Annotated in this window: 19 protein-coding genes and 1 tRNA gene; 10 read left to right on the top strand and 10 right to left on the bottom strand. The window is 68.3% G+C overall.

Features of this window, described 5'->3' with window-relative positions; genetic code table 11:
• Positions 1-23: 23 nt before the first annotated feature.
• From menD to AC5Y2S_RS11075, 3 genes are read left to right on the top strand one after another with little or no spacing between them, the layout of a single operon-like run.
• A complete protein-coding gene (gene menD / locus AC5Y2S_RS11085) occupies positions 24-1,649 on the top strand; it encodes a 2-succinyl-5-enolpyruvyl-6-hydroxy-3-cyclohexene-1-carboxylic-acid synthase (protein WP_499956205.1) in 1,626 nt (541 codons plus the stop codon).
• Positions 1,646-2,179, top strand: a complete 534-nt coding sequence (locus AC5Y2S_RS11080) for a DUF3592 domain-containing protein (RefSeq protein WP_499903228.1) — start codon at positions 1,646-1,648, stop codon at positions 2,177-2,179. Before menD ends, AC5Y2S_RS11080 begins: the two co-directional genes overlap by 4 nt.
• A gap of 39 nt (positions 2,180-2,218) precedes the next feature.
• Positions 2,219-3,373, top strand: coding sequence for a glycosyltransferase family 4 protein (locus AC5Y2S_RS11075; RefSeq protein WP_499956204.1), 1,155 nt, complete (start codon positions 2,219-2,221; stop codon positions 3,371-3,373).
• A gap of 1 nt (position 3,374) precedes the next feature.
• Here AC5Y2S_RS11075 and AC5Y2S_RS11070 read toward each other — a convergent pair whose 3' ends face one another.
• Both AC5Y2S_RS11070 and AC5Y2S_RS11065 read right to left on the bottom strand, forming a co-directional pair.
• On the bottom strand, positions 3,375-4,199 hold the full coding sequence (locus AC5Y2S_RS11070; protein WP_499956203.1) for an SDR family oxidoreductase: 825 nt from the start codon (positions 4,197-4,199) through the stop codon (positions 3,375-3,377).
• Between the two features lie 47 nt (positions 4,200-4,246).
• Positions 4,247-4,714, bottom strand: a complete 468-nt coding sequence (locus tag AC5Y2S_RS11065) for a MarR family winged helix-turn-helix transcriptional regulator (RefSeq protein ID WP_499956202.1) — start codon at positions 4,712-4,714, stop codon at positions 4,247-4,249.
• A gap of 145 nt (positions 4,715-4,859) precedes the next feature.
• Here AC5Y2S_RS11065 and AC5Y2S_RS11060 point away from each other — a divergent pair, with 145 nt between their 5' ends.
• Genes AC5Y2S_RS11060 through AC5Y2S_RS11050 form a run of 3 tightly spaced genes read left to right on the top strand, consistent with a single transcriptional unit; the run spans position 4,860 to position 7,968 of the window.
• The gene (locus AC5Y2S_RS11060; protein ID WP_499956521.1) at positions 4,860-5,966 is read left to right on the top strand and encodes a sulfotransferase family protein; all 1,107 of its coding nucleotides are present in this window, start codon (positions 4,860-4,862) and stop codon (positions 5,964-5,966) included.
• The gene (locus AC5Y2S_RS11055; RefSeq protein WP_499956201.1) at positions 5,956-7,260 is read left to right on the top strand and encodes a DUF1214 domain-containing protein; all 1,305 of its coding nucleotides are present in this window, start codon (positions 5,956-5,958) and stop codon (positions 7,258-7,260) included. The genes AC5Y2S_RS11060 and AC5Y2S_RS11055 overlap by 11 nt, the downstream gene beginning before the upstream one ends.
• Positions 7,261-7,278: 18 nt before the next feature.
• A complete protein-coding gene (locus AC5Y2S_RS11050) occupies positions 7,279-7,968 on the top strand; it encodes a demethylmenaquinone methyltransferase (RefSeq protein ID WP_499956200.1) in 690 nt (229 codons plus the stop codon).
• On the opposite strand, the gene AC5Y2S_RS11045 is transcribed toward AC5Y2S_RS11050, so the two are convergent.
• From AC5Y2S_RS11045 to menJ, 3 genes are all read right to left on the bottom strand, one after another.
• Positions 7,965-8,303 carry a DUF732 domain-containing protein gene (locus AC5Y2S_RS11045; protein WP_499903235.1) on the bottom strand — a complete coding sequence of 113 codons (339 nt, stop codon included), beginning with the start codon at positions 8,301-8,303 and terminating at the stop codon, positions 7,965-7,967. The genes AC5Y2S_RS11050 and AC5Y2S_RS11045 overlap by 4 nt on opposite strands.
• Positions 8,304-8,328: 25 nt before the next feature.
• Complete coding sequence (locus tag AC5Y2S_RS11040) at positions 8,329-9,006, bottom strand: class I SAM-dependent methyltransferase (RefSeq protein ID WP_499956199.1); 678 nt, start codon at positions 9,004-9,006, stop codon at positions 8,329-8,331.
• Between the two features lie 118 nt (positions 9,007-9,124).
• Positions 9,125-10,345: a menaquinone reductase MenJ gene (menJ, locus tag AC5Y2S_RS11035; RefSeq protein WP_499956198.1), complete on the bottom strand. Its 1,221-nt coding sequence runs from the start codon at positions 10,343-10,345 to the stop codon at positions 9,125-9,127.
• Positions 10,346-10,398: 53 nt separating this feature from the next.
• Between menJ and grcC1 the strand changes: the two genes are divergently transcribed.
• Both grcC1 and htpX read left to right on the top strand, forming a co-directional pair.
• Entirely contained in the window at positions 10,399-11,406 is a 1,008-nt protein-coding gene (gene grcC1 / locus AC5Y2S_RS11030) for a nonaprenyl/(2E,6E)-farnesyl/geranylgeranyl diphosphat synthase (protein ID WP_499956197.1), read from the top strand.
• Positions 11,407-11,478: 72 nt separating this feature from the next.
• On the top strand, positions 11,479-12,339 hold the full coding sequence (gene htpX, locus AC5Y2S_RS11025; RefSeq protein WP_499956196.1) for a zinc metalloprotease HtpX: 861 nt from the start codon (positions 11,479-11,481) through the stop codon (positions 12,337-12,339).
• A 28-nt stretch (positions 12,340-12,367) separates the two neighbouring features.
• Here htpX and AC5Y2S_RS11020 read toward each other — a convergent pair whose 3' ends face one another.
• Together AC5Y2S_RS11020 and AC5Y2S_RS11015 are read right to left on the bottom strand one after the other, a co-directional pair.
• The gene (locus AC5Y2S_RS11020; RefSeq protein ID WP_499956195.1) at positions 12,368-13,879 is read right to left on the bottom strand and encodes a SulP family inorganic anion transporter; all 1,512 of its coding nucleotides are present in this window, start codon (positions 13,877-13,879) and stop codon (positions 12,368-12,370) included.
• A gap of 229 nt (positions 13,880-14,108) precedes the next feature.
• The gene (locus tag AC5Y2S_RS11015; protein ID WP_499903304.1) at positions 14,109-15,134 is read right to left on the bottom strand and encodes an NAD(P)H-dependent glycerol-3-phosphate dehydrogenase; all 1,026 of its coding nucleotides are present in this window, start codon (positions 15,132-15,134) and stop codon (positions 14,109-14,111) included.
• 148 nt (positions 15,135-15,282) lie between these two features.
• Here AC5Y2S_RS11015 and AC5Y2S_RS11010 point away from each other — a divergent pair, with 148 nt between their 5' ends.
• On the top strand, positions 15,283-16,758 hold the full coding sequence (locus tag AC5Y2S_RS11010) for a trypsin-like peptidase domain-containing protein (RefSeq protein WP_499956194.1): 1,476 nt from the start codon (positions 15,283-15,285) through the stop codon (positions 16,756-16,758).
• On the opposite strand, the gene AC5Y2S_RS11005 is transcribed toward AC5Y2S_RS11010, so the two are convergent.
• The gene (locus AC5Y2S_RS11005) at positions 16,755-18,242 is read right to left on the bottom strand and encodes a flavin-containing monooxygenase (RefSeq protein WP_499956193.1); all 1,488 of its coding nucleotides are present in this window, start codon (positions 18,240-18,242) and stop codon (positions 16,755-16,757) included. The two genes, AC5Y2S_RS11010 and AC5Y2S_RS11005, sit on opposite strands and share 4 nt — an antisense overlap.
• A 108-nt stretch (positions 18,243-18,350) precedes the next feature.
• Positions 18,351-18,842, bottom strand: coding sequence for a YajQ family cyclic di-GMP-binding protein (locus tag AC5Y2S_RS11000; RefSeq protein ID WP_499903244.1), 492 nt, complete (start codon positions 18,840-18,842; stop codon positions 18,351-18,353).
• Positions 18,843-18,910: 68 nt separating this feature from the next.
• On the opposite strand from AC5Y2S_RS11000, the gene AC5Y2S_RS10995 reads away from it, so the two are divergent.
• Positions 18,911-18,996: transfer RNA gene (locus AC5Y2S_RS10995), tRNA-Tyr, on the top strand.
• Between the two features lie 51 nt (positions 18,997-19,047).
• Here the strand turns inward: AC5Y2S_RS10995 and AC5Y2S_RS10990 are convergent.
• Positions 19,048-19,851: a mycofactocin-coupled SDR family oxidoreductase gene (locus tag AC5Y2S_RS10990; protein ID WP_499956192.1), complete on the bottom strand. Its 804-nt coding sequence runs from the start codon at positions 19,849-19,851 to the stop codon at positions 19,048-19,050.
• Positions 19,852-19,903 lie beyond the last annotated feature (52 nt).

Genomic DNA, 19,903 nt, shown 5'->3' with positions numbered 1-19,903 from the left:
GCCGGCTGTGACACGCTGTAGGAGTGAACCCCTCGACGACACAGGCCCGCGTCGTCGTTGACGAGCTGATTCGCGGCGGCGTCCGCGACGTGGTGCTGTGCCCCGGGTCGCGCAACGCGCCGCTGGCATTCGCCCTGCAGGACGCCGACCGCGCCGGGCGGCTGCGGTTGCACGTCCGCATCGACGAGCGCACCGCCGGCTACCTGGCCATCGGGCTGGCGATCGCGGCGGGCTCGCCGGTGTGCGTCGCGATGACGTCGGGCACCGCCGTGGCCAACCTGGGCCCCGCGGTCGTCGAGGCCAACTATGCCCGGGTGCCGCTGATCGTGCTGTCGGCCAACCGGCCCTACGAACTGCTGGGCACCGGGGCCAACCAGACCATGGAGCAGCTGGGCTACTTCGGCACCCAGGTCCGTGCCACCATCAGCCTGGGCCTGGCCGAGGGGGGGCCCGAGCGGATGGATTCGCTCAACGCCACCTGGCGATCGGCCACGTGCCGGGTGTTGGCCGCCGCCACGGGGTCTCGCACCGCCAACGCTGGCCCGGTGCAGTTCGACATCCCGCTGCGCGAACCGTTGGTGCCCGATCCCGAACCCCACGGCGCGGCCGTCCCGCAGGGCCGGCCCGGCGGCAGGCCGTGGACGTACACGCCGCCCGTCACGTTCGACCAACCGCTGGAAATCGACCTGACGCCCGACACCGTCGTCATCGCCGGGCACGGCGCGGGTACGCACCCCAACCTGGAGCGGCTGCCCACCGTCGCCGAGCCGACGGCCCCCGCGCCGGCCAACCCGTTGCACCCGCTGACGCTGCCGCTGCTGCGACCCAAGCAGGTGATCATGCTGGGTCGCCCGACGCTGCACCGGCCGGTGTCGGCGCTGCTGGCCGACCCGCACGTGCCGGTGTACGCGCTGACCACCGGCCCCCGCTGGCCCGACGTCTCCGGAAACTCGCAGGCCACGGGCACCCGGGCGGTCACCACCGGCACGCCGCACGAGGCGTGGCTGCGCCGCTGCGCGGAGCTGAACCGCCACGCCAACCTGGCGGTGCGCGACCAGCTCGAGGCGCACCCGTTGACCACCGGGCTGCACGTCGCGGCGGCCGTGGCCGACGCGCTGCGCCCGGGGGACCAGCTGGTGCTCGGCGCCTCCAACCCGGTCCGCGACGCGGCGCTGGTGGGTCTGGACACCCATGGCATCACAGTGCGCTCCAACCGCGGGGTCGCCGGCATCGACGGCACTGTGTCCACCGCCATCGGGGCGGCCCTGGCACACGAGGGGCGCACCGTGGCGCTGATCGGTGACCTGACCTTCGTGCACGACAGCTCCGGCCTGTTGATCGGCCCCACCGAGCCGACACCGCAGCGGCTGACGATCGTGGTGTCCAACGACAACGGCGGCGGCATCTTCGAGCTGCTCGAGCAGGGCGACCCGAGGTTCTCCGACGTGTCCTCGCGGATCTTCGGCACCCCGCACGACGTCGACGTCGGCGCGCTGTGTCGCGCCTATCACGTCGAGAGCCGCCAGATCGAGGTCGACGAGCTGGCCACGGCCCTCGACGAACCCGCGGCGGGCATGCGGGTGCTGGAGGTCAAGGCCGACCGGTCCTCGCTGCGACAGCTGCACGCCGCCATCAAGGCTGCCCTGTGACCAATCCAAAAGTGTTGCTGCACATACTTCTTCATGGGCGCAGCGATGAGCCGCCGAAGACGCGGGCCAGGATTGCGTTGCGCTGGTTGCGGATTGCGGTGTTGATCGTCGCCGGCTTGGTGACGCTGCAGTCGCTGCTCCTGGTGGCCGGGGCGTGGCGCGACGACCTCGCGATTCGGCACCACATGGGGGTGGCGCAGGCGGAGGTGCTCAGCGCCGGGCCGCGGCGCTCCACCATCGAATTCGTCACACCCGAGCGCGTCACCTACCGGCCCGAGCTCGGTGTGCTGTATCCGTCGGAATTGGCGACGGGCATGCGGATCTACGTCGAATACAACAAGAACGATCCGAACCTGGTTCGGGTGCAGCACCGCAACGCCGGGCTGGCGATCATCCCGGCGGGATCCATCGCGGTGGTGGCCTGGCTGGTCGCGGCGGCCGCCCTGACGGGCCTGGCGCTGCTGGATAGGTGGCTGGACCGCCGCGACGCGGCGTCCGACCAGCAAATTTCGCACGACGTATGCCCGTAGGCAACCTTATCGACAGCCGACGCTGCGATCGTGGGGTTCGTGCGCGTTGCAATCGTCGCCGAGTCCTTCCTCCCCAATGTCAACGGTGTCAGCAACTCAGTGCTGCGCGTCCTGGAGCACCTGCGTCGCACCGGGCACGAGGCCCTCGTCATCGCCCCCGACAATCCGCCGGGTCAGCCGCGGGCGGACCGCATTCACGACGGCATCCGGGTGCATCGGGTGCCGTCGCGAATGTTCCCCAAGGTGACCACGTTGCCGCTCGGGGTTCCGATGCCCCGAATGGTGAGCGTGCTCAAGGGATTCGATCCCGACGTGGTGCACCTCGCGTCGCCGGCGCTGCTCGGCTACGGCGGGGTGAAGGCGGCCCGCTGGCTCGGGGTGCCGACGGTCGCGGTGTACCAGACGGACGTCCCCGGTTTCGCGGCCAGCTACGGCATCCCGATGACGACGCGCGCCGCGTGGGCGTGGTTTCGCCACCTGCACAGCCTGGCCGACCGCACCCTGGCCCCGTCCAGCGTGACGATGGAATCGCTTGTCTCTCATCGGTTCCCGCGGGTGCATCGGTGGGCGCGCGGGGTCGACGTGCTACGGTTCGCGCCGTCGGGGCGCGACGAGGCACTGCGGCGGCGCTGGTCGCCGGCCGGGAAGCCGATCGTCGGGTTCGTCGGCCGCCTCGCGCCGGAAAAGCACGTAGAACGTCTGGCTGCGTTGAACGCCAACGATTCCGTGCAGGTCGTGATCGTCGGCGACGGCGTCGACCAAGCGAAACTGCAATCCGCCATGCCCACAGCGGTTTTCACCGGAGCGCTGTACGGCGAGGAGCTCGCCGCCGCTTACGCCAGCATGGACGTCTTCGTACATCCCGGTGAACACGAGACTTTTTGCCAAGTCGTGCAGGAGGCGCTGGCGTCGGGGCTGCCGGTGATCGCCCCCGACGCCGGGGGACCGCGCGACCTGATCGCGCCCTACCGCACCGGGCTGCTGTTGGAAGTCAACGAGTTCGAGGCGCGGCTGCCCGCCGCGGTCGAGCACCTGCTCGCCGAACGACACCGCTACGCGCCGGCCGCCCGGCGCAGCGTGCTCGGCCGCAGCTGGCCGGTGATCTGCGACGAGCTGCTGGGCCACTACGAGGCGGTGCTGTCGCCCCTCGCCCGGCGCCGGACGCTCGCCAACCGCTACGCGCAGGGGGAGTGAGCTACCCCTGCGCCAGTTCCGCGACGGGCTGCCACTGCTCCCAGTTGCGTAGCCGGCTCTCGTAGTCGGCCTTGGCCGTTTGCAGCGGGGTGGCGCCGAAGAACACCCGCAGCGGCGGCTCCTCGGCGTCAACCACCCTCAGCAGCGCGGCCGCCGATGCCGACGGGTCGCCCGGGCTGGCCCATCGCTTGCTGCGCTCGGCCGCAACCGCGGCGCGAACCTCGTCGTATGCGGGCAGCGGATCGGAGTGCTTGGCCGACGCACCGGCCCAGTCGGTGTCGAAGCCGCCCGGTTCGATGAGGGTGACGTGGATGCCGAACGGCGCGACCTCCTGGGCCAGCGCCTGCGAGAGGCCCTCCAGCGCCCACTTGGACGCGTGGTAGATGCCGACCAACGGGAACGCGGTGATGCCGCCGATCGAGGACACCTGGATGATGTGCCCGCTGCGCTGTTCGCGCAGGTACGGCAGCGCCGCCTGGGTGATCCACAGCGCGCCGAACACGTTGGTCTCGAGTTGTTCGCGCGCGTCTTGCTCGGAGAGTTCCTCGACGAACCCGAAGTGGCCGTAGCCGGCGTTGTTCACGACGATGTCGAGCCGGCCGAAATGATCGTGCGCCCGCTTGACCGCGGCGAAGTCGGCGTCGCGGTCGGTGACGTCCAACTGAATCGGCAACAGGGCGTCGCCGTACTTGTCGACCAGGTCGTCAAGCGTCGCGGTGTTGCGTGCCGTCGCGGCGACCTTGTCGCCGCGCTCCAACGCGGCGATCGCCCAGTCTCGCCCGAAGCCTCTTGATGTACCCGTGATAAACCAAACTTTTTCGCTCACGCAGCCCTATAACGCGTTCGCCCGCGTCCCATTCCCGGTCCGCGCGGCTAGACCGTGATCGGCGTCTGCGTGGTGTCCTCGAGGAACTTCGTCAACAGCCGATCGAACTGCGCCAGCTCGGCCGCCGACCAGCCCGACAGCGCGCGGGCCAGGTGCTCCCGTCGCACCTCGTGCAATGAGCCCGCGGCGCGTTCGCCGGCCGCCGTCGCTTCGATGACCGAAACCCGCCCGTCGCCCGGATCGCGGCGCCGCGTAACCAGTCCCGCATCGGCCAGCGCCCGCACCCGGCGCGTGGCCATCCCGACGTCCATGTGGGCCATGGTGGCCAGGCGCCCGATCGGCAGGGGTCCCTCGTCGATCAACACGCGAAGCAGCATGTAGGACGGCTGGGACAGCTCGGTGTCCGCCGCCGACGCCTGGCGCGCGAACGCCGAACGACTCACGCTGAGCCGCACTACCCGCGAAAGCGCGGCGCTGATGGAATCCACGGAATCCAGCTTGGGCGCGTACGTCACATCCGCGACGGTACCAAAGATATGCTTGACAATGTCAAATACATGCCGATAGCCTGGCCGCGGCACGGCTGCCGAAATCAGCGTGCGCTGAGGAGGTTTCGCGTTGGGCACGCGCTTCTACTTCGACTGGGCCAATTACCGGACGATGCTGCGGCTGTTGCGCCGGGACCCACCGGGCTCGAAACGCTGGTCGCGCTACTTCGCATTCCTGGTCGGCGTTCCGTTCGTCGCGGCGATCCACGCCGCGTGCTTCACGCTCGACCCGATCGTGTTCGGATCGCTGCGCCGCACGCGGGTGACCGGGCCGACGTTTTGCATCGGCCACGCCCGCAGCGGCACGACCTACCTGCATCGGCTGATGGCCGCGGACCCACAGTTCAGCTACGGCCTGATGTACGAGCTGTTCTTCCCGTCGCTGTTGGAGAAGCGCTTGCTGCGCCTGCTGTTTCGGGTCGATGCCGCGCTGTTCGGAAAGCGGCTACGGCACCGCCTCGACGCGCTCGAGGAGCGCCGGTTCGCGCAGACGGACGACATGCACAAGACCGGGTTCTTCGTCCCCGAAGAGGACGACTTCTTTCTCACCTGGTCGCTGTGCTCGGGCTTCTGGATCCTGATGTTCCCGTTCATGGGCGAGCTCGACTTCTACCACGTCGACGAGTGGCCCGAACGCAAACGACGCCGGGCGATGAACTTCTACAAAGAATGCGTCCGGCGACAGATCGCGCTCAACGGCGGCGGGACCCACCTGAGCAAGAACCCCACCTTCTGCGGTCGCGTCGAATCGCTGATCGAGACGTTCCCCGACGCAAGATTCATCGTGCCCATGCGCAATCCCGACGAGACGATCCCGAGCCTGCTCAAGCTGCTGAAGACCGAATGGGGACTGCGGGGGCGCGACGAGCGCCTGATCGCGAAATCGCTGCGCGTGCTGGCCGACCAATCGTTCGACGCCTACCAGCGTCCGCTCGACGTCCTGTCCCGGCACCCCGAGGTCCGCTCGGTCGTCGTCGACTATCGCGAGCTGGTGGCGCGGCCCGAGGCCACCATGCGCCGGATCTACCGGGAGCTGGAGCTCGAGCTGGGGCCGGTGGCCGCCAAGGCATTCGCGGCGGCCGGCGGGGGGCACGAATCGGCCCACCGCTACAGCCTCGAGGAATTCGGGCTCGACGCCGAAGAAATCCACACCCGCCTGGCCGACCTGTTCGACGAATACCAGTGGGACACCGAAGGAGAGGACGCAGATGTCCGCTGAATCAAGCCAGGACGATCTGCGCGCGGCCTGGACGGACATGATCGACGCCCTGACCCGGGCCCGCGACGCCGTCGACTCCGCCGAGCTGCACGCGCCGCCGCTCACCGAACAGGGACTGGCGGAGGGGCACCGCTACCTGCTGGGCTTCGTGTTCAGTGCCATCGAGCGCGCCTTCTTCGAGGATCCCGAATTCCCGTATTTCCGGCGCGCCATCCAACCGCTCGACAAGGCGACCATCGACAACGCCGACGCCCTGTACCTGTCGGCCTCGATCGACGGCGCCAGGGACTACCGGGTGCGCGGCCGCCTGGGTGCTAAACCGCCGCAGTACATCATCTTTGAGGCCCACACCGTGTACGCGGGCGACACCGGCAGCCTCGCCGAACTCGCGCCTGGCGGGCGCGCCGTCACCGGATCGCTGGACGTCGCCGACCTCGCCGTCGACGACGACGGCCGCTTCGAGATCCTGCTGGCTCCCCGCCGGCCGGCCGGCCACGCGGGCAACTTCATCGCCACGGCCACGGCCGATGGCGCCCAGACGGCGCGATTTCTGATCGCGCGCATGCTCTTTCACGACTGGGAACGCGAGGAGTCACCGGAGCTGCACATCGCCCAGCTGGGTAAGGAGGGCGCCCGCCCGTCGCCGATCGACCCGGCCGCCGCGGCCCACCAGCTTCGTCGCGTCGGCATGATCGTGGAAAACCAGATGAGATTCTGGAACGAGTTTTACGACGTCGTGCTGGAGGCGCACGGCGACAAGAACGGTGACGGCTTCACCCTCATGCCCCGCAACGCGCTCAACGAGCCGGCGCTCGCCAACCTCGCCATGGGCGGCGGCCAGAGCACCAACGTCTACTCCGGCGGCGTGTTCGACCTGCAGCCGGACGAGGCCCTGCTCATCGAAGTCGTCGTCCCGGTGGCGCCGGCGTACATGGGTTTTCACCTGTCCAACCTCTGGGGCGAGTCGCTCGATTACGCCAACCACGTCAGCAGCCTGAACGGGTTTCAGTCCGAGCCGGACCCCGACGGGACCTTCCGTTACGTGGTCGCCGGGGACGATCCCGGCGTGCCGAACTGGCTCGACACCGCCGGGCACCGCGGCGGGTTTCTGGCCCTGCGGTGGACGTACTCCAAGCCGCCACCCCAACTGCCGACCGCAACGGTCAGCAAGGTGCCAGTGGCCGAGGTCCGTCAACACCTCCCGGCGACCACCCGCGCCGTTTCCCCCGAGCAGCGCCGAGAGCAGATCAGGGTCCGCCAGGAGCACGTCCAGCGAAGGTACCGGCAATATTGACCCGGTACGGTCGACGTCGTGAGCCGCGCGGCGCTAGACAAGAACCCCCGGGACGTCGCATCGATGTTCGACGGCGTCGCCCGCCGCTACGACGTGACCAACACCGTGCTGTCGGCGGGGCAGGACCGCTACTGGCGCCGGGCCACGCGCGCGGCGCTGCGGCTCGGCCCGGGTCAGCGGGTGCTGGACCTGGCCGCCGGCACCGCGGTGTCGACCGTGGAGCTGAGGAAATCCGGGGCATGGTGTGTGGCCGCCGATTTTTCGGTGGGCATGCTCGCCGCCGGTGCGGGCCGCAGGGTTCCCAAGGTCGCCGGTGACGCCACCAAGCTGCCGTTCGGCGACGGGGTGTTCGACGCGGTCACGATCAGCTTCGGGTTGCGCAACGTGGCCGACCAGCAGGCGGCGCTGCGCGAGATGTTCCGCGTCACCCGGCCGGGCGGCCGGTTGGTGGTGTGCGAATTCTCCACGCCCACCAACGCGCTATTCGCCACCGTCTACAAGGAATATTTGATGCGGGCGCTGCCGCGGGTGGCGCGGGCGGTGTCGTCCAACCCCGACGCCTACGTGTACCTCGCGGAGTCGATCAGGGCCTGGCCGGACCAGCCGACGCTGGCGCACCGGATTTCAGCGGCCGGATGGTCGGCGGTCCGCTGGCGCAACCTGACCGGCGGCATCGTGGCGCTGCACGCCGGGTATAAGCCTGCCTAGTGTGCGCCGGCCCGCTGGATGAAGCCGACCTGGTCCGGGCAGTAGTGGTCGATCGCGGCGCCCAGGAACTGGAACGCCTGGCCCTCGCTGGTGCCGCGCGGCAGGTTGCGCTGGACGAAGGTGGCGGACTTGTACGGGTCGCCGTCCACGCCCCGGCCGATCCGCTCACAGCTGATCTTCGCCAACCAGGCCAGCTGGTCCTGCGGGCCATACACGCCGAACGAGTTGACCGTGCTCTTGAACACGTAGTCGTAGTCGTCGGCCTGCGCGGGCGCCGCAAGTGCGACGGCGGCGCCCGCCATGGCGATCAGAGAAGCCAGCCTCGAAGCCTTCATTAGACGGACTATACACCTGGTTGTTTTAGGAGCCCAGGTGCGCGGTGAGCAGCCAGGCCCCGACCGACTTGCGGCCTTCGGGCTCGTCGCGAACCTCGCCGAACGGCATGTCGATGACGGCGCCCTCGGGCAGGTAGGCGTGGATGCGCGCCGGCCGGATCTCGTCGACGACCCAGTACTTGGACACGACGTCGCGCAGCTCGTCGGCGGTGACGGCGTTGATCGGGCCCCCGGGAACCGCGGCCTTGTCGAAGACCAGGGCGAAGTAGGAGGCGCCCGGTGCGGCGGCCCGCGTGATCGACTGCTGGTAGCCCTCGCGCGCCTCGACAGGGATCGAATGGAAAAGAGTCGAGTCGACGATGGTGCCGAACCGGCCGTCGAACCCGGTGAAGTCGCTGATGTCGGCGACCTGGAAGGTGGCGTTGGTCAGGCCCCGCTTCTCGGCCTCGCGGCGGGCCAGGTCGATCGCGGTGGGCGAGAGGTCCAGCCCCACGGTGGTGTATCCGCGCTCGGCCAGCGTCAGCGAGATCGCGGCCTCCCCGCAGCCCACGTCCAGGACGTCGCCGTGGAACTTGCCCTGCTCGATCAGGGCGGCCAGCTCGGGTTGCGGCGCGCCGATGCTCCAGGGCGGACGCACGCCCGCGCCGAACGGGGAGTCGCCGCGGTAGGCGCTTTCGAATTGGAAATCTGTTGGTTGGGTCATGCCTTAGATATATCAATCAGGCTGATACATGTCAATGACATTGATATGGCGAGCAGTCGCAAAGGCCCCCATTTCGCTACGAAATAGAGGCTTTTGCTACTCCTCGCGGGAAGGCGGCTCAGCTGAACGGTGTGCGGCGATCCATCAGCCGCGACAACCGCCCGCCACCGCGCCAGGCCCTCGCCACCCAGTCGGCGTCGTCGTCGGTGACCAGGTTGGCCATCACCCGCACGGCGATGGTCATCAGCCGCGTCGAGCGCATCGCCATCGGTCCGGTCGCGGGCAGGAACCGCTGGAAGGTGAGCAACAACGCCAGCCGGCGGGCAACCGAAAAGCCGCGGGCGTAGTGCTCCTGCAGCAGCGACGGCCACACCCGCGACAGGTCGGGGCAGTCCAGCAGCTCGGCGGCCAGCCGCCCGGTCTCCAGGCCGTAGTCGATGCCCTCGCCGTTCAGCGGGTTGACGCAGGCGGCGGCGTCGCCGATCAGCATCCAGTTCGGCCCGGCCACGCCGGAGACCGCGCCGCCCATCGGCAGCAGCGCCGACGACACCGCCCGCGGCTCGCCGGAAAAGCCCCACTCGTCGCGGCGCAGGTCGGTGTAGTACGAGATCAGCGGGCGCAGCGCCAGATCGGCCGGCCGCTTCGAGGTCGACAACGCCCCCACGCCGATGTTCACCTCGCCGTTGCCCAGCGGGAAGATCCAGCCGTAGCCGGGCAGCACGGCGCCGTCGGGGGAGCGCAGTTCCAGGTGCGACGTCAGCCAGGGATCGTCGGCCCGCGGGGTGGTCAGATACCCGCGCGCGGCCACGCCGTACACCGTCTCCTGGTGCCAGCGCCGGCCCAGCTTGCGGCCCAGCGACGAGCGCGCCCCGTCGGCGACGATCAACCGGCGGCAGGCCACTTCCGTGCCGTCGGCCAACCTCAGCGACAACACTCGTCTCGACGAGTCATGATGTGCGGCAACGGCTTTGGTGCCCAGCAGCATCCGCGCCCCGGAATCCTCGGCGCACTTGCGGATCTGGTCGTCCAGCTCGAGGCGGGCCACTGCGCTGCCGGTCGACGGGAACGACGGGCCCGGCCAGTCGACCTCCACCTCGCCGCCGAATCCGCTCATCCGCAGCCCACGGTGCCGGATGCGGGTGTCCAGCCAGTCGCCCAGCCCCAGGCGTTCCAGCTCGGCGACCGCGCGCGGCGTCAGGCCGTCGCCGCACGCCTTGTCGCGGGGGAAGCTGGCGGAATCGATGACCAGCACGTCGGTGCCCGCGCGCGCGGCCCAGGCGGCCGCCGCCGAACCCGCAGGTCCGGCGCCCACGACCACCAGGTCAGCTCCGATCTTCACACCCCCCAGTATGTTGGTCGCGTGAGTACTCCGGCGAGCAGTAGGTGGGTCGGGTGAGGACTCCGGCGACGGTGGTGGCGGGCATCGACTTCGGGGATGCCGCGTTCGCCGCGACCGTGCGGGACGGCGTCGGGCGGATCGAGCAGCTCATGGATACCGAGCTGCGCAGCGCCGACGCGGTGATGACCGACTCGTTGACCTACCTGTTCAAGGCCGGCGGCAAGCGGTTTCGGCCGTTGTTCACCGTCTTGTCGGCGCAGCTCGGACCCGACCCGGACGCCGAGGAGGTGACGATCGCCGGCGCGGTCATCGAGCTGGTGCACCTGGCCACGCTCTACCACGACGACGTGATGGACGAGGCGGAGGTCCGCCGCGGCACGCCCACCGCCAACGTGCGCTGGGGCAACAACGTCGCCATCCTCGCCGGTGACTATCTGTTCGCGACCGCGTCTCGGCTGGTGTCCCGGCTGGGCCCGGAGGCGGTGCGGCTGATCGCCGAGACGTTCGCCCAGCTGGTCACCGGCCAGATGCGCGAGGGCCGCGGCGCGGCCGAGGGCGCGGATCAGGTCGAGCACTACCTGAAGGTGGTGTACGAGAAGACGGCGTGCCTGATCTCCGCCGCGGGCCGGTTCGGCGCGATGTTCTCCGGCGCCGACGCCGATCAGGTCGAGCGGCTGAGCCGGCTGGGCGGCATCGTGGGCACCGCGTTCCAGATCTCCGACGACATCATCGACATCGACAGCGACTCCCACGAGTCCGGCAAACTGCCCGGCACCGATATCCGCGAGGGGGTGCACACCCTGCCGATGGTCTATGCGCTGCGCGAGCCGGGAGCCGATGCGGCGCGGCTGCGCGAGCTGCTGTCCGGGCCCGTCGAGGACGACGGGGCGGTGACCGAGGCCCTGGCGCTGTTGCGGGCGTCACCCGGGATGGCCAAGGCCAAGCAGTTCCTGGTGCACTACGCGGCGGACGCGCGCTCTGAGCTGGAGCTTTTGCCCGACCTGCCCGGCCGGCGCGCCCTGGAGACGCTGGTCGATTACACGGTGAGCCGGCACGGTTAGCGCGTCGGAGGAACCTTGGCCGCCGGTTAGAGCGTTCAATTAGCGATAGTCGACGCTCCGAGGAGGACACCGATGACCTGGCATCCGCATGCCAACAGGTTGAAGACCTTCGCCCTGTTGGTCGGCATGTCCGCGTTGATCGTGTTCGTCGGCTCGCTGTTCGGCCGGACGGCGATGTTCATCGCGGTGCTGTTCGCCATCGGCATGAACGTCTACACGTACTACAACAGCGACAAGCTGGCGCTGCGGGCCATGCACGCGCAGCCGGTTTCCGAGCTGCAGGCGCCGGTGATGTATCGGATCGTGCGTGAGCTGGCCACCTCCGCGCACCAGCCGATGCCCCGGCTCTACATCAGCGACACCAACGCGCCCAACGCGTTCGCGACCGGCCGCAACCCGCGCAACGCGGCGGTGTGCTGCACCACCGGAATCCTGGGAATCCTCGACGAGCGCGAGCTGCGCGCCGTGTTGGGGCACGAGCTTTCGCACGTCTACAACCGCGACATCCTGATCTCGTGCGTCGCCGGGGCGATGGCGTCGGTGATCACCGCGTTGGCCAATATGGCGATGTGGGCCGGCATGTTCGGCGGCAACCGCGACGGCGAGAATCCCTTTGCGCTGCTGCTGGTTTCGCTGCTGGGCCCGATCGCCGCCACCGTGGTCCGGCTGGCCGTGTCCCGGTCGCGTGAGTACCAGGCCGACGAGTCGGGCGCCGTGCTGACCGGCGACCCGCTGGCGCTGGCGTCGGCGCTGCGCAAGATCTCGGGCGGCGTTCAGGTTGCGCCGCTGCCGCCGGAGCCGCAGCTGGCCAGCCAGGCCCACTTGATGATCGCCAACCCGTTCCGCACGGGCGAGCGGATCGGATCGATGTTCTCGACGCACCCGCCGATCGAGGACCGCATCCGCCGGCTGGAGGCGATGGCGCGGGGGTAGGTGAGGTGACTCCCGGCGCCACGCTCGACTAGGCAGCGGCCCCCGGCGTTTCGTGATCGACCAGATCGTCCGCGCGCCGACGGACGAGGTGACCCGTCTCGGAAATCCCCTCGATCCGCACCGTGCCGCCCGTGGCCTCGTGCTGGCGCTGCCAATCGGTGATCGCCTGGTGCGCGGCATGATCGAGGTATTGGGCCGAAATATTAACCGCGACAACGGTTCCGGCTGGGATGGACGCCAGGACGCGGGTCAGTCGGGGCAGGGCGAGGAAGGTGCAGGCCGGCCCCTCGATCGCCACCCGCCACTCCGCCCCCACCGGTGTCGCCGAGACCCTGACCCGGATCACCCGCCATGCGGTCAGCGCGATGGCCAGCGCCAGCCCGATCATCACCCCGTGCAGCAGGTTGAGGAAGACGACGCAGACCGCGGTCACGATGTACACGGCGAGATCGCCGTGCTTCATTGCGGTTTCGATGTGCGCCGGCTTCAACAGCTGAATGCCGATGACGATCAACAGGCCGGCCAACGCCGCCGTCGGGATCTGCTCGACGAGTTCCGCAAACGGCACCGTGAACAGCAGGATCCACACGCCGTGCATGATCGCGGAGGCGCGGGATTTCGCGCCCGCGTTGACGTTGGTTGAGCTGCGGACGATCACGCCGGTGACCGGCAGCCCGCCGATGGTCCCCGACACGAAGTTCGCGGTGCCCTGGCCGATCAACTCGCGGTTGAAGTCGGTGCGCGGACCGTTGTGCATCCTGTCGACCGACACCGCCGACAACAGGCTCTCGACGCTGGCGATGAGCGTGACGGTGATGACGCCGATGGCCACGGCGCCCCAGTTGCCGTGCGGAATGTCGGGCAGCCGCAGCGCGTTGAGCGGCGACTCGTCGATCTCGATGCGCCGCACGTGGAACGGGAAAACCAGCGAGATGACCGTCGTCGCAACGATCGCGACCAGCGGTCCCGGAACGAAGCGCAGGCGAGCCGGAACCCAGCGCCAGGCGATCAGGATGACGATCACCAGCGCGCCCAGCACCGCCCCGGGCCGGTGCGCGTCGATGATTTGGCCCGGCAGGCCGATCAGGTTGTGCCAGGCCGTGCTTTTCGATTTTCCGCCCAGCAGGACGTGCGCTTGCTGAAGTGCGATCGTGATCCCGATTCCGGCCAGCATGGCGTGCACGACCACCGGGGAAATCGCCAGCGCCGCCCGGGCAACGCGGCTGAGTCCCAACAGGATCTGCAGCACGCCGGCGGCGGCGGTAATCAAACACGTTACCCCCCAGCCGAAATCGGAGATGAGATCGGCGACCACGACGGTCAGGCCCGCGGCGGGACCGCTGACCTGCAGCGGCGATCCACCGAGCGAGCCGGCGATGATTCCCCCCACGATCGCGGCGATCAGCCCGGCCAGCACCGGGGCGTTCGACGCGATCGCGATCCCCAGCGACAACGGAAGTGCGACCAGGAACACCACGAGTGACGAGGGCAGGTCGTGCCGGACAACGGATCGTATGCGTTCGATTTGAATGTCTTGCATCGGTCGCTTCCCTCGTTAGGAGTTAGCGGGGAATGTTCCGAGCCCCGTATTGCTCTTGGCTACGTCGGCGTAGCTTGTTGGCGCACAGGCGATTACAACTGCGCCATTTGGCGGTCAGGGCCTGGCTGCCTCGTTCGACGGTATGGGCGCGACAAAGCGCGGGTCAAGCCGCCCGCGCGGGCGCATAGCGAATGCAAATAATTTCGTTACGAGTTGTTTGGTTGACGAATCAGAAGCCGGACCCGTGCACTTCGTGGCCGGGAACCTCGACCATCAGGCCACGGTAGGCCTGCTCGACGCTGGAACCGTGGTTGATCACCGCGTCGACCTCGCGCGCGATGGGCATGTTCAGGCCAAACTCATTGGCGAACTCGGTGATCACGCTGGCGGCCTTGACGCCCTCGGCGACCTGGTTCATCGAAGCGATGATCTCGTCGATCGGCTTGCCGGCGCCGAGTTGTTCGCCGACGTGCCGATTGCGGCTGCGCTGGCTGGTGCAGGTCACGATCAGGTCACCGAGCCCCGCCAGGCCGGGGAAGGTGTCCGGATCACCGCCCATCGCCACCCCGAGCTTCGTCATCTCGCGCAGCGCCCGCGCGATCACCAGCGCCCGGGTGTTTTCCCCGATCCCCAGCGAATAGCCCATCCCGACGGCGATGGCATAGACGTTCTTCAGCGCGCCGGCCAACTCGACGCCGACGACGTCGTCGGTGGTGTACACGCGGAATCGCCGGGTGCGGAACAGTCCGGACAGCCGGGTCGCCAGGTGTTGGTCGGGCATGGCCAGCACCGCCGCGGCGGCGTAGCCCTCGCCGACCTCCTTCGCGATGTTAGGCCCGGCCAGGATCCCCGCCGGGTGACCGGGCAGCAGCTCCTCGATGATCTGCGACATCCGCATGTTGGTGCCCTGCTCGAGCCCCTTGACCAGCGACACGACCGGAACCCACGGTCGCAGCTCCTTGGCCAGTTCGGTGAGGACCCCCCGGAAGCCATGCGAGGGAACGCCCATGACGACGACGTCGGCGCAGTTCGCGGCCTCGGCGAAGTCGCTGGTGGCGCGCAGGGTCGAGCTCAGTTCGACGCCCTCGCCGAGGTAACGCGTGTTGCGATGGTTGTCGTTGATGTCCGTGGCGGTCTCCTCGGAACGCACCCACTGCAGCGTCGGCCCGCGGCGCGCGCAGATCGACGCGACGGTGGTCCCCCACGATCCGCCACCGAGAACGACGACGTTCGGTTCACGCATAGCCATGGCGATCACAGTATTGCCGCCACCGGAGATTTAGAAGCAGTTCACCAACTGTGGGCTCTCGAAACCAAGGGCCCGAAGGCAGGGGACTTCCGCCCCTACCTCCGCCGGCCCGCGTGCCCGATCGTCAAGGGACAGGTTCATAGGAGGAGGATGCATGCCCGGACGCGCTCGTTGCGGTCGCGTGTCCGCGTTGGTCTCGGCGGCCGCTCTCGCCGTGTTGGTCGGCTCCCCCGGGATCGCCGCCGCCGACGACGGCCGTCCGCGCGTCAACCCGGAGGAACGGGCGGCGGCCATGATCCGGCCGGCCGTGATGTACCTCGCCGGCCAAAGCTACGGTGCGGTCCGGCTGCCCGACGGCCAGATCCTGTCCCAGTTCGGCCCCGGCACGACCATGCCGTTCATCGCGACCTGGAGCTGCACCGGCTTCGTCGTCAACCCCGACGGCTGGGTGGCCACGGCCGGTCATTGCGTCGACTCCGAGAGCGCCAAGCTGCTCATCCTCAAGCGCGCGGCCAAGGAATACATCGCCCAATTCCCGGACGCGCCGGAATCGCGGGATCCCGCCACGACGCTGGACTGGCTGCGCAAGAACGCGCGGGTCGAAGGGGACACCGCCGACCGGGGTCCCGAAATCAGCCTCGCCCTGACGTACGGCACCGGCACCAAGGTCGCCGGCAAGGTCGCCGCCAACGTCGTGGATTTCCGGCCGCTGGGCAAAGGCGACGTCGCCCTCCTCAAGGTGGACAAGCACAACCTGCCGTCGTCGGAGCTCGCCACCGACGCCGACGTCAGCATCGGCACATCGGTTCTGGCGGTGGGCTTTTCGCAAAGCACCGAGAACGTCACCGGCCCCTCGCTGGACCCGACGAATAAGAGCGGCAAGGTCAGCAAGAAGTCGACCATGGGCTCGGCCGCCGAGTACGAGATCGATGCCGCCGTCTCGGAGGGCATGAGCGGTGGCCCGACCGTCGACCTCAACGGCAAGGTGATCGGCATCAACAGCTTCGCCCCGGTCGGCGAACCGCAGGCGTTCAACTTCATCGCGCCCGCCGACGGCCTCGCCGCGATCATGGCGAGCAAGGGCGTCAAGGCGACGCTGGGCCCGGCCGACGCCTACTACCGCAAGGGGCTCAAGCATTACTACGCGGGCCAATACACCGAGGCGATCGACGACTTCGACCAGACCCTGTCGATGTCACCCGACTATCCCGGGCTGGCCGATCTTAGGACGAACGCGGCCAACCTGCGCCAGCAGCACGGCGATTTCTCGGTGCTCAGCGGCGCAAATCTGTTGTGGTACATCGCGGGTGGCGTCGTCCTGGTGCTTGCGGTCGCCGCGGGTTTCACGTTTCTCGCGGTGCGAAACCGTTGGCACCTCGACGCTCCGGTGAAAGCGCCCGGATTGCGGCTGGTTTCGGGAAAGCGTCCCGGTAGCGGGAAACGGGTTTCCGCACGGGCCGGCATCAAGATCGGTGCCGCCCGGCTCATCGGCGCGGCGCCGACACACGACCCGGCGGAACCCCATTTCTGTTCGGGTTGCGGAGCCGAACACCACCCCGCCGAAAGGTTCTGTCCCAACTGCGGCAAAGAGATACTTGATGACGAATCCGCTCGGGGAGCAAACCGCTAACCTGCCAGCTGCGCCCGGTCGGCCACCCGGCCGAACACCATCGCCTCCTCGATGCGGTCGAACCGGTAGTCGATGGCATCGGCGAAATAGTTCTGCCGCACATTCCACGGCCGCTTGGTGCCCGACTTGGGCAGCGCGTGGCCCGAGCGCTTCACGTAGTTGGCCTGAATGTCCCACGACGGCTTGACGTCCATCGGCTCGTCGCCGCGATGCGGGTAGGCGTGCGTGTAGCCGTGGGAGGCCATGTGCGCCATCAGCTTTGCCGTCGCCCGGGCGGTGATGTCGGCGCGCAGCGTCCACGACGCTTTGGTGTAACCGACACACCAGAACAGGTTGGGCACGTCCTCGAGCATGTGTGCCTTGTAGACGAACCGGTCGCGGTGATCGATCGGTTCGCCGTCCATGCTGATGGCGGCACCGCCCAGCGCCTGCAGTTGCAGGCCGGTCGCGGTGACGATGATGTCGGGGTCCAGGTGTGCGCCGGATTCGAGCGCGATGCCGGTGGCATCGAAGTGATCGATGCGGTCGGTGACCACCTCGGCGCGGCCGGAGCTGACCGCGTTGTAGAAGTCGGCGTCGGGAATCAGGCACATCCGCTGGTCCCACGGGTTGTATCGCGGCTTGAAGTGGACGTCGACCTCGTAGCCGGCGGGCAGCTTGCTGATTGCCCTGCGCCGCAGCAGCCAGCGCACGAAACCCGGTGCCTTGCCGGACAATAAGACGAACACCGCCTCCGACAGCGCGGTGTAGATCCGGAGCGCCAGGGCGGCGGCCCGGCGCGGCAGCAGTTTCCGGGCAAGGGGGGCGACCTTGCCGTGTTTGGCCGCCGAGACCAGATACGTGGGCGAGCGCTGCAGCATGGTCACTTTTCCGGCGCGTTCGGCCATCGACGGGACCAGCGTGACGGCGGTGGCCCCGCTGCCGATGACGACGACCTCCTTGCCGGCGTAGTCCAGGTCTTCGGGCCAGCGTTGGGGATGGACAACGGTCCCACCGAACCGCTCGATACCGGGCAGCTCCGGTGTGTAGCCCTCATCGTAGTTGTAGTAGCCGCTCGCAAAGAACACGAACCGGCCGCGCAAAGTCTTGCTGGCGCCGTCTTGTTCGACGGTCACCGTCCACGTGTCGGTGGACGAGTCCCAATCCGCGGCGCGCGCACGGCTGTTGAACCGGATGTGGCGGTCGATGCCGTACTTGCGCGCGGTGGCGTTGAGGTACTCGCGGATGTGGCCGCCGTCGGCGATGCCCTCTTTCCGGGTCCACGGCTCGAACGGAAACGACAGCGTGTACATGCTGCTGTCCGAGCGAACGCCTGGATAGCGGAACAGGTCCCACGTGCCGCCGATCTGGGCCCGTCGCTCCAGGATGGTGTAGGTCACGCCCGGGTTGCGCTCGGTGATTCGATAGGCCGCATCGATGCCGGAGATGCCCGCGCCGATGATGATGACGTCGAACTGCTCGACCTGCTGCGGAGTCACCGCCATCTCAACCTCGCTTGGAAAAGCAACGCCGCGAGCCTAACGGCACTGCGAGAAATGGCGCGAAATTTCGCAGTGGCGTTGGGCTCGCGGGTCCGGTGGGGGTGTGCATAGCTATCGATAGTTGACGAACTGCAGCGCCACGTCCAGATCGGCGTTGCGCAGCAGCGCCTGTACGGCCTGCAGGTCGTCGCGCTTCTTGCTGCTGACGCGGACCTCGTCGCCCTGGATCTGGGTCTTGACGTTCTTGGGCCCCTCGTCGCGGATCAGCTTGGTGATCTTCTTGGCGTTCTCGCTGCTGATGCCCTGCTTGAGGGTGCCGCTGACCTTGTAGGTCTTGCCGGAGGCCTGCGGCTCGCCGGCGTCGAAGGCCTTCATCGAGATGTCGCGGCGGATCAGCTTCTCCTTGAAGACGTCGACCGCGGCCTTCACGCGCTCCTCGGTGGACGACGTCAGCTCGATGGCCTCGTCGCCCTTCCACTCGATCTTGGTGTCGGTGCCGCGGAAGTCGAAACGGGTGGCGAGCTCCTTGGCGGCCTGGTTGAGCGCGTTGTCGACCTCCTGCCGATCGACCTTGCTGACGATGTCGAACGATGAGTCGGCCATTCGATCCGTCCCTTCCATCTGGTTAGCCGTTTGTGCCTTGTCTACCCGTTCGTTGTAACCTGTCTGGCGGCAGGTTGCCCGAGCGGCCAATGGGAGCGGACTGTAAATCCGTCGGCTTACGCCTACACAGGTTCGAATCCTGTACCTGCCACCAAGGTCAGGGGCTACTCGTGCGCCGCGGCGCGACGACCAGGTTCAGGGCGGACTAGTGCATCCGCGCGCTGCCACCGAGGCCGATCTCGAGAACGCTGCCGGTGACGACTCCGGGATCGGTGACCAGGTACACGACCCCGCGGCTGACGTCCTCGGGTTGCAGCCACGGCCGAGGTATCGGGTTAGCCCGCATCATCCGGCGCACCAAATCGTCGGGAACGTCGTCACTTTCGGAGGGCTGAACCATCGGTGTCTGGGTTGTCGTCGGGCACACGACGTTTACCGTCACGCCCTCTTTGGCGACCTCGAGGGCGACGGATTTGGCCAGGCCGATGATGCCCCACTTTGTGGCGTTGTATGCCGCCAACTCGGGGATGCCCATCCTGCCTCCCATCGAGGACGTCACCACGATCCTGCCGAAGCGCTGCTGTCGCATCACCGGGATGGCCGCGCGCAGCGTGTGAAATACACCGGTCAGGTTGGTGTCGAGCAGCTGTTGCCAGACCTGGTCGCTCACCTGCTCCAGGGGACCGGTGCTGACGATGCCGGCGTTCGCCACCACAATGTGCAGGCCACCCATGTCTGTCACCGTCTGCCGCACCGCGGCGTCGACCTGCGCCGAGTCGCGCACGTCGAGAGTCATTGGCAGGCAACGCTTGCCGAGCTCTTCGACTCGCTTGGCCGTGTCTCGCAGGTCGTCCTCGGTGCCAAGCGGGTAGGTCAGGTCCACCATCGGCCCGGGCACGTCGGCGGCGACGATGTCCGCGCCTTCGGCCGCCAGTGCCAGGGCGTGCGCGCGCCCCTGTCCCCTTGCCGCTCCCGTGATCAGCGCCACGCGCCCGTTCAATGCACCCATAGCGGGCAACGGTAACCGCAAACCGGGAGCGTTGACACCGGCTGGTTAGGTA

This window comes from Mycobacterium sp. NGS69 (assembly GCF_059812165.1).
Note: the sequence above shows the minus strand (reverse complement) of the source record. Positions and strands in the feature narration are given on the sequence as shown.